Annotated in this window: 9 protein-coding genes; 3 read left to right on the forward strand and 6 right to left on the reverse strand. The window is 65.2% G+C overall.

What is annotated here, in order from left to right; translation table 11 throughout:
- Nucleotides 1–4 precede the first annotated feature (4 nt).
- Nucleotides 5–1,033 carry a hypothetical protein gene (locus ABR323_RS18390; protein ID WP_439450331.1) on the reverse strand — a complete coding sequence of 343 codons (1,029 nt, stop codon included), beginning with the start codon at nt 1,031–1,033 and terminating at the stop codon, nt 5–7.
- A gap of 257 nt (nt 1,034–1,290) precedes the next feature.
- Nucleotides 1,291–4,125: a TonB-dependent receptor domain-containing protein gene (locus tag ABR323_RS18395; RefSeq protein WP_439450332.1), complete on the reverse strand. Its 2,835-nt coding sequence runs from the start codon at nt 4,123–4,125 to the stop codon at nt 1,291–1,293.
- Nucleotides 4,126–4,679: 554 nt separating this feature from the next.
- Here ABR323_RS18395 and ABR323_RS18400 point away from each other — a divergent pair.
- Nucleotides 4,680–5,132 (forward strand): PA2169 family four-helix-bundle protein, encoded by a 453-nt coding sequence (locus ABR323_RS18400; RefSeq protein WP_006395575.1) that lies wholly within the window; start codon nt 4,680–4,682, stop codon nt 5,130–5,132.
- Nucleotides 5,133–5,211: 79 nt separating this feature from the next.
- Here the strand turns inward: ABR323_RS18400 and ABR323_RS18405 are convergent, their stop codons facing one another.
- From ABR323_RS18405 to ABR323_RS18415, 3 genes are read right to left on the reverse strand one after another with little or no spacing between them, the layout of a single operon-like run.
- Complete coding sequence (locus ABR323_RS18405; RefSeq protein ID WP_439450333.1) at nt 5,212–6,921, reverse strand: peptidoglycan D,D-transpeptidase FtsI family protein; 1,710 nt, start codon at nt 6,919–6,921, stop codon at nt 5,212–5,214.
- An 11-nt stretch (nt 6,922–6,932) separates the two neighbouring features.
- Nucleotides 6,933–7,361, reverse strand: a complete 429-nt coding sequence (locus tag ABR323_RS18410) for a hypothetical protein (RefSeq protein WP_439450334.1) — start codon at nt 7,359–7,361, stop codon at nt 6,933–6,935.
- Nucleotides 7,352–8,827 carry an MFS transporter gene (locus tag ABR323_RS18415; RefSeq protein ID WP_439450335.1) on the reverse strand — a complete coding sequence of 492 codons (1,476 nt, stop codon included), beginning with the start codon at nt 8,825–8,827 and terminating at the stop codon, nt 7,352–7,354. Before ABR323_RS18415 ends, ABR323_RS18410 begins: the two co-directional genes overlap by 10 nt.
- Before the next feature lie 167 nt (nt 8,828–8,994).
- Here ABR323_RS18415 and ABR323_RS18420 point away from each other — a divergent pair, with 167 nt between their 5' ends.
- Together ABR323_RS18420 and cml are read left to right on the forward strand one after the other, a co-directional pair.
- On the forward strand, nt 8,995–9,900 hold the full coding sequence (locus ABR323_RS18420) for a LysR substrate-binding domain-containing protein (RefSeq protein WP_439450336.1): 906 nt from the start codon (nt 8,995–8,997) through the stop codon (nt 9,898–9,900).
- 199 nt (nt 9,901–10,099) lie between these two features.
- Nucleotides 10,100–11,287: a CmlA/FloR family chloramphenicol efflux MFS transporter gene (gene cml, locus ABR323_RS18425; RefSeq protein ID WP_439450337.1), complete on the forward strand. Its 1,188-nt coding sequence runs from the start codon at nt 10,100–10,102 to the stop codon at nt 11,285–11,287.
- Between the two features lie 67 nt (nt 11,288–11,354).
- Here cml and ABR323_RS18430 read toward each other — a convergent pair whose 3' ends face one another.
- Nucleotides 11,355–14,711, reverse strand: coding sequence for an autotransporter domain-containing protein (locus ABR323_RS18430; RefSeq protein WP_439450338.1), 3,357 nt, complete (start codon nt 14,709–14,711; stop codon nt 11,355–11,357).
- Nucleotides 14,712–14,866 lie beyond the last annotated feature (155 nt).

Raw genomic sequence — 14,866 nt, forward strand, 5'->3', positions numbered from 1 at the left:
GCGATCACACAACGTGCACCGCTCCGCTCAGTGCCTGTTCCACCCGATGCTCCAGAGCATCCACGTCATGGCCGCGCTTTCCCTGCAGGCTGAGATACAGCGAAAGCGGGTCCACCACATTGCCGGTGCTGGTGAATGCGGGGGGGTAGGCCCAGATCTGCAGCCGGGCATTGCGCGCGCGCTCCGGTGCAGGCGTGGGAAGCGCACCCAGCAATCGCCACGCGTCGACGTGCAGAGCATGGGTACTGCCAGCCCGGTCTGGTGGGTTGGGGTCGAGCGCGTCGATACCAGCCATCGGTGCCGGGTGACCGGCGTTGCGCAGCACCTCGACGGTCGATTCCCAGCAGACATCCACTTCTTTCAATATGGGAGAGCGCAGGAACGGCTGCGCGCTCGCCCAGACCTCATCGCGGTTGCCGGCCAGCTTCAGGAAGCGCTCGCGGCCACCTGTGGAACGTTCGACCAGGCCGCGTTCGACCAGTTCGGCAGACAGGCGCGATGCCGTCATGGAGGTATAGCCGGCGGCCGCACTGATCTCGCGCGGTGACCACCACCGCGGCTGCCCCGACAGCAATACGTGGATCAGCACGGCCTGCGCCGAGGGCAGCAGCGAGATGGCCTTTTTCTCGTGATCGGGTGCATCGCGGAACTCGATGGCCAGGCTGGGCGCGAACAGCTGGGCATGCGGAACCACGAAGTCGATGTGGGCCTCTACCAGGAACCGCCGCTGGGTGGGGGTGAGGTAGGGGGAGACATACAGGACCAGTGCATTTGCCGCAGCGCGCAGGCAGCGAACGTCCTGGATGACCCGACTGCTGGACTCGCTGGGTTCGCGGGCCACGGCAAGCATCGCGGGGGTTTCCCCATACAACATCAGCTCGGCAAGGTGGTAACGCGAGGACATCGCGCGTGGAATGGCGTGCGATGAAGCAAGCGGGTGCACCGTCGAAGCGAGCCCGGGGAGAATCCTGCGCAGGTACCGCTGCGCGTCAGTGACCAGGTCGGTCAGGCCAGTGCGAACTGCCGTCGTCATCTCGTACTTCCCTTGCGGCGGCACGTCCGGAGGATCGGGACCGGGCCACACCGTCGCGTTCAGTGGTGAACCTGGAGACGGGCGTGCAGTGTCGGGGCGCGTGGCGATCCATGCGGTCCTGCTCCTATGCCGTCATGACATCAGTGTTGCGGGGAATCTTGGAGATTCCGTGGAAGAACGATGGAGATCGGGTGGAGGTTGTGTGCATCGTGGCCGGCGGACTCCCCATCCGCCGGCCACGAGCACGAACCTGTCGATCAGAAGCGCTGGGAGTACTTCACGTACACGGTGCGGCCGATGTCGAAGCCGCCGTAGTAGGGGAAGGAACTGGACGGCTTGGAGAACATGATCGGGCCCTGGTGGTTGAATACGTTGTTCGAGCCCAACGCCACGGTGCCGTCCCACGGCAGCTTGTAGCTGACCTGGATGTCGTGGAACGCATTCGAGCCCACCTTGCGCAGCGCATCCGGCTCGCCATAGGCGTAGCGGTCGGGCAGGGTGCACGGACGGTTCGGCACGCAGCTTTCAACCATGCCGGAGTAGTAGCGCACGGTGTACTGGGTGCTGAAGTTGCCGAGCTGCCAGTTCACGCCCAGATTCGAACGCAGTCTGGAGATGCCCGGCTGGCCGATCCGGCCCATCATGATCGTGTCACCGGCAGAATTCTGGTTCTGCTCGTCGTACTTGGAAACGTAGCTGTTCTGCAGGTCGATGGTGATGCGGCCGAAGGAGAATTCGGGCAGGCGATAGCGGATGCCCAGATCCCAGCCTTCGGTCTCCATCGAGCCCAGGTTGGCCAGGCCATAGAACATGCTGGTGATGTGGCCATCAGCGGCGCGCTTGACGCTTCCACAGCGCGAGGCATTACCCAGCACGTAGCAGTCACGCAGGATGCGGTCCACGCTGTCCTCGATGATCATGTTGGTGATCTTGTAGCTGTACCAGTCGAGGTTGATGTCCAGGCCATCGACCCAGCGCGGGCTCCAGACCACGCCCACCGTCTTGCTCTTGGACTCTTCCGGGCGCAGCTTCGAGTTGGAGCCGGTGGTGAACTCGTCGGGGGTGGCACAGGGATAGCTGGCGCAGGGCTTCAGGCTCTGGTTCAGCTGCTGGTAGCCCAGCGGCACGCCCGCGGCGTTGCAGGCGGCGTTGCCGTTGACACTGTTGGTGGCGCCGGTGCCGCAGGGATCGACATACGTCTCGAAGCTGGTGCCAAGGCCGCCGTACAGGTCGGAGATGCTCGGCGCGCGGAAGCCTTCAGCAAAGGTGCCGCGGATCATCAGCTCTTCGATCGGGCGCCAGGCAAAGCTGGCCTTCGAGTTGGTGGTGCTGCCGAAGTTGCTGTAGTCGGAATAGCGGGTGGCCAGGTTCACGGTCAATTCCTTGGCAAACGGCAGGTCACGCAGCACCGGCACGTTCACTTCGGCGTAGAACTCGTTGAGGCTGTAATCACCAGCCGTAGTGGAGGCACCCAGCGCCGTGCTCTGCCGCGACTGGGCAAAGGCATCGGGCACGAAGCGGCCTTCTTCCTTGCGGTACTGGTAGCCCAGAGCGACAGACAGGTCGCCGGCCGGCAGCTCGATCACCGGTCCGGAGATGTTGGCGAAGTAGCTGCGGGTCTTGGTGACGCCGGTGTCGTTGAAGGTCGGGAACAAGAAGCGCTGCAGCTCGGGATCGGAGAGAGAGCCAGCCCCCGCGACCCCGAACGGCAGCAAAGGATTCCAAGCCAGGCAGCCCGAGACCGGCGATGCCGCCGTGCCGCAGCGGGCCACACCATTGGCGTCGAGGTAGGAGGGCCCCAACGCCTGCCGGGAAGCGATCAGGCTCATGTCACCACGGCCTGTTTTTGTAATCTCGTTGCGGTTGAACAGTGCGCCGACCTCCCAGTCGTACGCCTTGCTTCCCATCTCGAAGTAGCCGGACAGGCTCGGCGCGAAGCGCAGCGACTTCAGCTTGCTCTCGGTGGTGCGTGGCACTTCCCACAGGCGGCGATTGAACGCGATGCTGTGGTCGACGGGATTGAATACGCTGGCCGCATCCAGCGGCGTGCCGAACTTGGTGGACTGGTACGGGTAACCTGCAATCTGCTGGTCGGTGGTGCGCTCGTTGTAGCCGATGTCGGCAGCGAACTTGATCTGGTCGGTCAGTGCGTAGTCGGTGCTGAGGAACAGCGAGCGACGTTCGATGCCGGTCTGCAGGTGCATCTGCTCGTTGCCGTTGGCAAACTCGGCCGGCGTGATCGGGTGGTAGTCGTTCGGGTTCTTCGGGTCACCGCCACGATTGAGTGTCTTGAACACCGCATCACCGGTGTTGCACTTGTACAGGGCCGGGTCGCACCACGAACCGTTCTGGCTGATGTTGCTCCAGTCCGCACCGGGGTAGTTGGGGCCGGCTCCACCGTATCGGGAAAACTCACGGTCGCGGGCAAACACCGGGTCCGATTTCTGGTACTCCAGTGCGAGCGTGTAACCGCCGCGTTCACCACGGGCTCCGGTGACCAGCGAGAAGGTGCTGTCCTTGCCGTCGCCCTGGCTGAACTGTCCATGCTGCATGGACACTTCCAGGCCTTCGTAGTTCTTGCGGGTGATGATGTTGACCACACCGGCGATCGCATCCGAGCCGTACAGCGCGGATGCGCCGTCCTTCAGTACGTCGATGCGTTCCACCGCGCTCATCGGGATCTGGCTGAGATCCTGGTAACCGCCGGTGGTCGCGCCCAGGCGCTTGCCGTTGACCAGCACCAGCGAGCGCGTGGCGCCCAGGTTGCGGATGTTCACGTAATAGCCGCCGACGTTCTCGCCGGACGCCAGGGCGCGCGCACGCGAAATGGTGGGGGCGCCAGTGGAGGTCAGGTTCTGCAGCAGGTCGGCAATGGTGGTGAAGCCCTGCTGATCGATCATCGCGCGAGTGATGGCGATGATGGGCTGCTGCGTCTCGATGTCGACGCTGCGGATGGCCGATCCGGTGACCTGGATGCGATCGAGGTTCTTCGGTGTTTTTTCGCTGCCCTCCTGGGCGTGCGCGACCGGAGACCAGGTGGCAGCCAGGGCGGTGCCCACCGCCAGTGAAAGCAGGGTGTACTTGTAATGCATTTGGCTCTCTCCAAATCCAGTTGAATGGGTTTCGTGCATTGCTGCGTGGAAACCGATCTGAAACTCCGCTGTGCGGAATCGGAAGGAACCTAACACTCCGTTTACATTCTGATTACGTTATGGACGCGTTATCGTCGCGCGTTGCACGCAGCATTCATGCACGGGCCATGCACGAAATCTCCACGCGCGCGAATGCTGCTGTGCATCAGCCTGCCTGTGCACCTTTGCCGATGGAAGGAGACGCGTAGTGAATACCCCGGGAAAACCCAAGCCCAGCTGGCGGCAGTGGCATGTGTTGCTGCTTGTACTGGCCATCGTGCTGCTGGTCACGTTGATCATCACCATCGCACCCTGGTGAATCGACGCCGGTTCGCTCATTCCCTGTGAATGGGGATGAACCTGCGCATGAAGAAGTCAGCGCGCGTTGAACGTGGTGATCTGTACATCAATCCGTACTCACCCGCCTGCCACGGAGCACCCGCCACAGTGGAGTCGAAGGCAACGCAATCGCGCTGCTATTCCCCACAGATTTTCGAGCACACAGGAGCGACTACATGAGCACCCAGTCCACCATTGAACATCGCCTCAACGACCTGATCGAAATCGCCCGCGACGGCAAGTCGTTCTACGAGGAAGCGGCGACCAAGGTCAAGGATGCCGAGCTGTCCGCCTTGTTCACCCGCATCGCCGGCGTCAAGGGTCGTATCGTCTCGGCCTTGAGCAGCTCGGTTGCTGCCAGCGGCGGCAAGCCGGCCGAGCACGGCACCATGGTCGGTTCAATGCAACAGTTCTACGGAAAGGTGCGCGCAGCCTTCGGCGACACCAACTATGGCTACGTGGCCGAGCTTGAAGAATCCGAAGATCGCCTGCTTGGCGCGTTCAAGGACGTTCTGAAGGACAACGAGCTGCCGCCGGCCGTGCGCCAGGAAGTCACCCAGCTCCTTCCGGAAGTGCAGGAATGCCATAACGTCATGCGTGCCCGCAAGCACGCGATGAAGGCGGCCTGACGATCACTGGCGGCCTTCTCCCCGGGGCCGTCACGGCCGGGGCGGCACCGCCGCCCCGGCCATCTTTGTAGCAGCCGCATCAATCCGGGGCTTCAGGTGCGATGTCCGTCAGATGCAGCACACGGCCCATCAGCTCGCTGAAGATGGGGGCCGCGACGGCGCCGCCGCCATAGCCGCCCATCCGGGCATCAGGGTCATCCACCACCACGGCAACTGCATAGCGAGGATGGTCCGCAGGAACGACGCCAGCGAACAGCGATATATAGCGGCGTGCATAGCCGCCCGCACTGGCCTTGCGTGCGGTGCCGGTTTTTCCGGCAATCGGGTAGCCGATGATGCGAGCACGGGTCGCAGTGCCGCCCGGACCCGAAGTGGTTGCCAGCATCGACAACACCTGTTCGGCGACATGTGCAGGCATCGCGCGCGTGCTGGGCGGCAAATGCCCAAGCTCGAACGTGGGGTGCACACGCATGCCGTGGTTGGCCAGTGTTGCGTAGGCGTTGGCCAACTGCAGCGTGGTCATCGACAGGCCGTAACCATAGGCCATGGTCTGTTTGCTGGTGCCGTTCCAGGCACTCGTATCGGCCAGCGTGCCGCTGCGCTCGCCGGGAAAGCCGCTACCGGTCGGATGTCCGGCCCCCACTGCGGCGAACATGTCGCGAAGCTGATCGTTGCTGAGCCGACGCGAGATCAACGAGATGCCGACGTTTGAACTTTTCTTCAGTACCTGGGTGGTGTCCAGTACGCCCAGGTCACGGTAGTCGCGCGTGGTGAAGCGCCCATTGCGGATCCAGCCGGGGTGGGTGTCGAATGTGCTGGTTGTGGTGATCGCTCCGGCATCGAGCGCGGCAGCCACCGTAAACGGCTTCACCGTGCTGCCGGGCTCGAATACATCGGTGACGGCGCGGTTGCGGCGGGCTTCGATACGCCCAGTGCCAGGGGCGTTGCTGTTGTACGTGGGCCAGTTGGCCATCGCCAGGACCTGGCCGCTCCCGACCTCCAGTACAACCACGCTGGCAGCTGCAGCGCCGTGGCGTTGTACCGCCGGCCCGAGGCCAGCATGGAGTACGTATTGCATACGACTATCGAGCGACAACACGATGTCCTCGCCAGCGCGCGCGGGAAGACCGCGGTCGTGCAGCTCCACCGGGCGGCCCTTGCGATCGATGATGACGTCGCGGTAGCCGGCCTGGCCCGCCAATCGCGTCTCGAACATCCGTTCCAGCCCTTCCACACCCCTGCCTTCGATATCTGTAATGCCGATGACCTGCGCGAACAGGTCCGACTGCGGGTAGAAGCGCTTGAACTCTCTTTGCAGATGCACTCCGGTGGGAGTCCGGGCCAGCAACGCTTCGAATCTAGCGGGATCTCCACGGCGGAAGCCAGGCAGGTAAACGAAGCGGCGCAGCCGGTTGCGCGCGAGCAGGCCAGCCAGCGCATCGGCATCCGCATTCAGTGCCGTTGCCAGTGCCTCGACCGAACCGGACGCATCGAGGAATTCCTTGGGGTCGATCCACAGCGAAGCCACCGGAGCAGAGCCGGCAATGACGATGCCATGGCGGTCGTAGAGCGTCCCGCGATGGGCACGCAGGGGATGGTGCCGAAGCATCCGCGCTTCGGCCTGTCGCAGGTAGAAACGATGGTGGATGATCTGTACATCGGCCGCGCGTGCCAGCAGCAGGCCGCCCATCGCGAGCAGTGCTGCACAGGTCAGGCGGTAGCGGCGGCGGAAGTCATGGCCGCGCGCGGTACGTGGGGAATGGCGCCTGTTGCCTGCAGCACTGGACATCGGTTGCGTCGCTACAGTGGCTGATCGGCGATGTACACCAGCAGCGCGGAGGCGCTGTCGATGACGTTGGCGTGGCTGCGACCATCGGCGATGGCCATGCAGGTGATCTCGGCATCGCGCAGCGCTGCCAGCCGGTTCTGAAGGGTGGGATAGGGCTCGGCTGCGCGGTAGGTAGCGGTGTAGCCGGCATCCAGCATCGGCTGGATCTGCACGGGGTAACTGTCATGCAGCTCGCGCAGCGCGTGGTCCAGCCGCGCGACATCGCAGGACGCGACGGCGTTGAATGCGTACTCCCAGGCCACGGCATTGGCCATCCCCATGTCGATCTGCTGGAGCAGGGCATCGCGTGGCGGTGCGCTGGCAGGGCTGGCAGCCGCTGCCAGCGCGTCGGCGGCCGGCAGTGCGAGAAGAAGCAGGATCAGCGGAAGGTTCAGTCGCATGCGTGTGGCTCCCGGCGTGAGGCGTTGGCGAGTGCTGTGGGCGGCCGTTGTGGACGGCCCAGCAGTGCCACCGACAGGCTGGCCAGTGCTGCGGCGACAGCGGAGGTCCACAGGGCGCTGGCGAAGCCATGGCTGTAGATCGCCTGTGCGAATGCCGCAGCGTGGGGATCAGCGAATGTCCCAGTGGCGATCGCATCGGCCATCGGCCGTACATCGCCGGGTGGAACCGCAGCCGACAACGTCGTACGGATGCCCAGGCTCAGGGCGCTGGAGAGGAGGGTGAACCCCAGCAGGATGCCGACGAATCGCGTGGTGGCGCTGATACCGGAAGCCATGCCGGCGCGGCCGCGCGGGGCCGCACCGATGATGGCCTTGGAGGTTTCGCCATTGAGGATGCCGCCACCTGCACCGATCACGATCATTCCGACGAACGCCAGCCATGGCTGCTGCTGCCACGCGGCGAGGCCGGCCACGGCGTTACCGGCGGCGGTGATCGACAGGCCGATGGCCAGCACCGCCGGGCTCGTTACGTGGTGGCCCAGCCGCCTGCCGACCGCGGGGAACAACAGCATCGCCGCAGCGAAGGGCAGCATGCCGACACCAGCGACCAACGCGCCCAGTCCCATGCCATTCTGCAGGTACTGCGGCAACATCGACGCCATCACCTGTGCGCTGATCGAGTAGCCGATCATGGCGATGAGTGCCCCGACAAAGCGCGGGCCGGCCAGCAGCCCGAGGTCCACCATGGGATGCGGCTGCGCCCGCTCAACGATCACGAAGGCGATCCCCATGGCGACGGCCAGGGCCAGCCCGGTCAACGCCGGTGCAGCGCTCCAGCCCTGCGCCAGGCCTTCCACAAGGAACAGCACGATGCCGAAGATCGCCAGGCTGAAGGTGACGATGCCAGGTGGATCAAGCGGACGGAGCACGCTGTCGGATGATTCCGGTATCCAGCGCAACGCGCCGTAGCCGAGCAGGGCGAGGAACGGCAGGATCGCGATGAACACCGCGCGCCAGCCCCACAATGTGGAAAGCACGCCACCCATCAACGGCGAGAGCACCATCATCATGCCCATTGCCGTGCCCCAGAATGCCCACGCGTTGTCCTTGGCGGCTCCCTCGTGGAAGGTGTGGCCGATGATCGACAGCGATGGTGCCAGCAGGAACGCGGCACCGATGCCCTGCAGCGCCCGCGCAAGGTAGAGCGATGAGGCGGTGGGCGCCAATGCGCACAGCAGTGAGGTAAATGCGAACGCGGCGATGCCGATCAGCAGCACGCGGCGGCGGCCGCAACGGTCGGCGATGGCACCGGCCGGCAGCAGCAGCGAAACGAAGGACAGGATGTAGGCGCTGATCACCCACTCGATATCCGCGAAGCCGGCATGCAGGTCACGCGCGATGCCGGGTAGTGCCACCGCCACGGCGTTGGTCTCCAGCACGGTCATCGTGCAGCCCAGGGAGGCCACCAGCAGGATCCGGTCGGGCAGTCTGCGTGGTACGGGGGAAAGGGTGGGGGAGGACGGCACCAGTCGCTCGCGGGAAGGAGTGGACGGGCATTCCAGCAGTGATCGGTGTTTATTTCATTCTCGGTGTTTTCCCGGTACGTTAGGTTTCACCTAACAATGCGCCGACCATGGAACGCCGCCACCTGGAATACTTCGTCACCTTGGCCGAGGAGCTGCACTTCGGCCGTGCGGCGCTGCGTCTGGGGATCGCCACGCCCACCTTGAGCGTGCAGATCCAGGACATTGAGCGCAGGCTTGGCACCCGACTGTTCGAGCGCGGACGGCGTGAGGCGGCGCTGACCTCGGCCGGCGAGGTGTTCCTGGCCGAGGCGCGCGACGTGCTGCGCCGGTTTGAGCAGGCCGAAACCGTGGGCCGGCGGGCCGGCCGCGGCGAGATCGGCAAGATCGAGATCGGCTATGTGGGCTCGGCCTTGTATGCCGGCGCGTTGCAGGACCAGCTGAGTCGGTTCCGCGGCCGCTATCCCGGCGTTGACCTGCAGGTAAGTGAATGGCCGATGGGTGTGCTGCCGGAGCTGCTGCAGCAAGGCCGGGTGGACGTGGTGTTCTGCCGGCCGCCGATGGAGGTGCCCGACAGCGTCGGCGAACACACTCTGGTTGAGGATCAGTTCTGCGTGGCTCTTCCGGAAGCGCACCCGCTGGCGATGGCGCGGAGTCCGGTGCAACCGGCAGCGCTGGCAAGAGAAGGGTTCGTGATGCCGGAACAGCCGGCAGGCGCGATGGAGGTGGCACGCCGTGGTGGCTTCATCCCGCGCATCCGTTCGCAGCCCGGCCATCTGGCAGCGGTGCTGGCCGAAGTGTCCGTGGGCGTCGGTTCGGTGGCGATCGTGCCATCGGTGCTGCAACGCACGCTGGTGTTGCCTGGCATGGTCTATCTGCCGCTGGCCGGCCCGACCATCGTCTCGACCATTGCTGTTCAGTACCGCCAGGCCGAAACCTCGCCGGTGGTGCGGCGTCTGATCGAGCAGGTGAAGCAGACACGGTGCCGGCGCATCGACATGCTGCCGCTGGACTGACCGCTGCTGCCGTCTGCCGGCGGTTGCTACACTTGCGCCACCTGTACAGGCATTCGATGGGCACCATGAACAACGGGAACGGTCCGCAGACAGTCCGCTGAGCCGCAACAACGATGCAGACGTTGTTGCGGTGATCATCCCTGCGATGCGCGCGAAGTGGATGGATCACCGCCGGATTCACTCTGGGCGGAGACTCCCCATGTTCAATCGACAGGCCCCGCGTTGGGCCCATTCCGTGTCGTCGGCGATCGCGCTGATGGCACCGTTCGATCTCCTGGCCTCGCTGGCCATGGACATCTACCTTCCCGTGGTCCCTGCAATGCCAGAGGCACTGGGTACATCGCCCGCGCTGGTGCAGCTGACGCTCAGTGCCTACCTGCTGGTGCTCGGCATGGGCCAGTTGGTGTTCGGTCCACTGTCCGATCGAGTAGGACGCCGGCCGGTGCTGCTGCTGGGGGCGTTGTTGTTCAGCGCCGCATCGTTGGCGCTGGCGGCGGCCAGCAGCGGTACAGCGTTCCTTGCCTGGCGTACCGTGCAGGCGATCGGTGCATCGGCGGCGCTGGTGGCGACCTTCGCCACAGTGCGTGATGTGTATGCCGATACGCCGGAGGGTGCATCGCTGTATGGGTTGTTTGCTTCGATGCTGGCCTTCGTGCCCGCGCTTGGTCCGATCCTCGGCGCGCTGGTGGCAGGCGCATTCGGCTGGCGCGCCATCTTCGCACTGCTGGGCGTGCTCGGCCTGATCGCCGGACTGCGCGCGCAACGCCATTGGCAGGAAACCCGCCCACCGCGCGGCAACGCCCGGCGCGGGATACTGCGGCGCATCCTCCGCAGTGGCAGCTTCTGGGTGTACACGCTGGGCTTCAGTGCGGGCATGGGCACCTTCTTCGTGTTCTTCTCGATCGCACCCCGCATCCTGGTCGGACGCATGCACTATTCGCCGTTGTCCTTCAGCCTGGCGTTCGCAACGGTGGCGCTGATGATGATCCTCACCGCGCGGCTGGCGAAGAGGGCCATCGCCCGCTGGCAGGTACGCGGTACTTTCCTGCGCGGGCTGTGGACGATGATCGGTGGCGTGCTGCTGATGGCGCTGGCGACATTGTGGCCACCTTCATTCGCCAGCGTGGTGTTGCCGATGTGGGGCATCGCGGTGGGATTGGTGATGGTGGTATCGGTGGCCGCCAACGGTGCGCTACGTGATTTCGCGGATGCGTCCGGGATGGCGGTGGCGCTGTACTACGCCCTGCAGAGTGTGATCGTCGCCAGCGTAGGTACGTTGGCGACCGTGTTGCTGCCGGGGGGCACGGTGTGGCCGCTGGTGGCCTATGGGTTGCTGTTGCCACTGGCCAGCCTGCTGGGTGCTGCCTGCCTGCCGCGTGCTGCATAGCGGCTGGCAACGGACAGAAAAAAGGGGCGGCCGCAAGGCCGCCCCAATCCCTCAAGAGAACACGTTCCTAGAAGCGGACCGACCAGCGTGCATTGGCGCCGTGGTCGCGGCTCTCGCTGCCGAACTGGCCGCTGTAGCCCAGTTCCAGCTGCTGCCGCGGGGTCAGCCATGCCGACAGGCCCAGCTCGGCTACCACCGCGTTGTCGGCGATGGGGGCGCCTTCGACTGCGAAAGTGCTGCTGCTGTTGGCGAAGGCCAGGTTGGCCACCTGGCTGCGGTCGCCCGATGCGCGGCGATAGCCCACACCGCCGCGCAGGTGCAGCCAGCTGTCCTGCTGGAACGAAGCCTTCAGGCCCTTGTCGAAGCGCACACCGGCGGTAGCGATCGTGGTCCCGGTATCGTCCACCTTGCCTTGCAGGGCGGCCGCGCCACCGCGTTCGGTGATGCGCTTGAGGTCCACTTCCACGCGCGCAACCTGCAGGTACGGCTCCAGCCCGGCTTCCGGACCACCGAAGCGGTAACCCGCTTCGATGAAGGCCTGGCGGGTGCGGGCATCGTAGCGGGCGCTCAGGCTGTCGCTGAAGCCTGCGAATGCCACATCGCGCGTGCTCTTCACCTCGTGCTTGCTCCAGGCCACGCCGCCGCGCAGGCCGAAACCGCCCCAGTTGTGGCTGGCGTAGGCACCGAAGTGGGTGTTGTCGATCTTCGACTTAGCACGGCGCTCCTGCTGCTTCACGTCGGTCCGGCCGGTGCCTGCGAGCACACCCAGCTGCCAGCCGGAGAATTCGCGGTCGATGCCGATCAGCAGGCCGTTGCTGTTGGCCTCGGTGCGGGCAGTGTTGAAGTCACCGTCCAGCTTGCTGTTGCCACCGATGGCCTGCACCCATGCGCCAGTGGCATCGCCCGCGTCGGCACCGGGAGCGGCGACGCCGGCACGGCGTGACAGTGCGGCATCGCGCACGTAACGGCTGCCCTCGACCAGGGCCAGTGCCGTGGCCGGGTGCAATTCGCCGCTGAGACCGTCGAGCACGCCACCGACCTGTTGCGGGAACAGCTGGGTCAGCGGCTTGGGCAGGCCCTGGTTGATCGCCAGTCCATCGGCGCTGGTGGCGACCGCGCGCTGGTTCGGCGTGGTCGCTGCACTGGCCAGCAAGGCGCCGCGTGCGACGTCGATGCGGGCGCCGTTGGCAGCGTAGGCCAGGCTGAACTTCAGGAACGGAGAGAACGCGCTGAAGTCGGTTTTCGCGAACTGCCCGCTGACGCCGCCATCGGCGCGGATGAAGTTGAACTGCTCACCCAGGTAGTAAGTGCCCGGCTCCGGCAGGGCAACCAGAGTACCGCCGAGGGTGGCGGTGCCGGTCACGTGCAACTGATCACTGCGCCCGCCCGGAGCAAGTTCGGCGGCGTAGACACCGGTCGCGCCCTGCACGTAGTTGCCGTTGATGGTCAGCGTGCCGATTGAATTGCCGGGCGCGATGATGCCGTCGACGCGGGTGTTGCCCAGCGTGCCGATGCCCTTCAGCAGGCCGTTGGCACCGACCGTGGTGATACCGCCGGTCTGCATGCCGTTGAAGGACACCACGCCACCGTTGACGGTCAGGTTGCTGTCCTTCAGCAGGCCGCTGCTGCTGACCGTGCTCACGCCCCCGGTGGTGTTCAGCGCGGTGGAGACCAGGCTGCCGTTGAGCAGGAACTGGCCACCTTGTACTTCCACCGCCGAGGTGAGCGTGTTGGCACCATTCAATTCCAGCGTGCCGTCCTGCAGTACCGCGCCGTTGAAGGTGTTGTCGCCGCTCAGGCGCAGCCAGCCGATGCCGGACTTGGTCAGCTTGCCAGGGCCGCCGATGTCGTTGGTCCAGTCGTCCCAGGCATCGCCTTCCCACACCTTCAGGCCGCCGGCCTTCTGGTTCATCACTACGTTGGTATCCACGCGCAGCGAGCCATAGCCTTCGATGGCCTTGCGCAGGTCGACCATGCCCCAACCGTAGATCGGATCAATGCCAGCTGCACCGAGATCGCGTGCGGTGGTCAGCAGCACGTCGCGGACCTGTGCGTTGTCCAGGTAGGGGAAACGCTCCATCAACAGGCCCAGAGCGCCGGTGATGTGGGGTGCGGCCATTGAGGTGCCGGTCTTGGTGCCGTAGGTGTACTGGGTGTTCTCGCTGTCGATGATCAGCCGCACGTAGGCAGAGGTATTCTCGATGCGCCCTTGGATCTCGCCGGACACGATGGTGCTGACGATGTCGGTACCCGGGGCGGAGATGCACCAGTTGGCGGCAACGCCGCAGATGCTGGAACTGCCATCGATCACGTAGTCGGTTTCGCCCGCCGCAGCATTGGGTCGGCGCACATTGGCCACTGCCAGCCAGTAGGGCTCGAGTTCGGGCTTCCAGCGCGGCATCGCGGCGGTGATGCCTGCCACCGCACCGCTGCCGTTGCCGGCCGACCACACCTGGATCAGGGTGGAGCCGGCCGTGTCGCCGTTGCCGGCATAGATGCTGCCGTACACGCCGTAGCCGTCACCGATCGCTGCATACTGCGCATCCAGCGCGGCAGCAGTCATGTTGCGGGTAGAGATGCCCCAGCTGTGGTTGATGGCTCGCACGCCCTGCGCCTGGATCTGCGCATACATGTCCAAGGTGGCGGCGTCATCGGGATCGGTGCGGTACAGCGCGCGCGGGCGATAGAAGTTGTCCGGGTCCAGGCGCCACTCATAGTACGTATCACCAAACACACGGGCTGCGGTCAGGTTCGAACCGAACGCCACGCCGTGCATGCCTTTGCCATCGCGGTTGGCACCGATGGTGCCCAGCACGTGGGTGCCATGGTCGGCGTAGCTGAAGCCATAGGGCTGGCCTGCCGCGATCAGTCGCGCGGCCAGTGCGGCGGGAACGCCGGGGCCAAGGCCGTAGTAGTTGTAGCCTGGCTGCTCGCCACGGGTTTGTTCGCAGGCGCCGGTGCCGGAGACCACGCCTGGCGTGGCGCAGTCCGCACCGATGGTGATGCTGGACGTATTGCGCCCCGCAAATTCCTGATGGGCCAGTGCCGAGCCCGAATCGAACAGGGCAAGGCGCACGCCTTGGCCGGTGAGCCCACGTGCATAGGCGTAGTCAGCCCCCATCGCACCCAGACCCCAGTCGGCGTTGAATTCATCACTGCGCCAACTGGCCGCATCGCCTGGGTTGCCGAGAACGGACGTGCTGGCCGCCGCTGGCGTGATGGCCGTCGGTGCTGCAGAAGCGCCGCCGACTGGTTGCGACCAGGCCGCCTGCAACTGGCGCTGTTGTTGCCAGGCGTCGAGTGATTCGCTGGCGATGGCGGGCATCGCCGTCGCCAGCAACAGGGAACTGGCCACGGCCAGCGCCAGGCGGCTGTGCAGCGGAGAGCGGGAGCGGGACGAACGGCCGTGCAGCGGGTGATTCATCGGACAACTTCCTTGATTGACGGACAACAAGGCGGTTAACCCCGCAGAACGCCGATCACCCCCAGTGATGTGACGGAAATTTTATGAACTGGTTAAGGTTGTGTGACGCGAGCATTCACCTGGTCTCTCCGTGTCCCCACTACCGTCAGCTGGCC

It is taken from the genome of Stenotrophomonas sp. ATs4, from assembly GCF_051861585.1.
Lineage (GTDB): Bacteria > Pseudomonadota > Gammaproteobacteria > Xanthomonadales > Xanthomonadaceae > Stenotrophomonas > Stenotrophomonas maltophilia_AS.

What these genes read in the sequence shown, in the direction of transcription:
- ABR323_RS18410 (WP_439450334.1), bottom strand. Translation starts at nt 7,361, where the DNA reads ATGCGACTGAACCTTCCGCTGATCCTGCTTCTTCTCGCACTGCCGGCC.
- ABR323_RS18395 (WP_439450332.1), bottom strand. Translation starts at nt 4,125, where the DNA reads ATGCATTACAAGTACACCCTGCTTTCACTGGCGGTGGGCACCGCCCTG.
- ABR323_RS18420 (WP_439450336.1), top strand. Translation starts at nt 8,995, where the DNA reads ATGGAACGCCGCCACCTGGAATACTTCGTCACCTTGGCCGAGGAGCTG.
- ABR323_RS18405 (WP_439450333.1), bottom strand. Translation starts at nt 6,921, where the DNA reads ATGTCCAGTGCTGCAGGCAACAGGCGCCATTCCCCACGTACCGCGCGC.
- ABR323_RS18390 (WP_439450331.1), bottom strand. Translation starts at nt 1,033, where the DNA reads ATGACGACGGCAGTTCGCACTGGCCTGACCGACCTGGTCACTGACGCG.
- cml (WP_439450337.1), top strand. Translation starts at nt 10,100, where the DNA reads ATGTTCAATCGACAGGCCCCGCGTTGGGCCCATTCCGTGTCGTCGGCG.
- ABR323_RS18400 (WP_006395575.1), top strand. Translation starts at nt 4,680, where the DNA reads ATGAGCACCCAGTCCACCATTGAACATCGCCTCAACGACCTGATCGAA.
- ABR323_RS18430 (WP_439450338.1), bottom strand. Translation starts at nt 14,711, where the DNA reads ATGAATCACCCGCTGCACGGCCGTTCGTCCCGCTCCCGCTCTCCGCTG.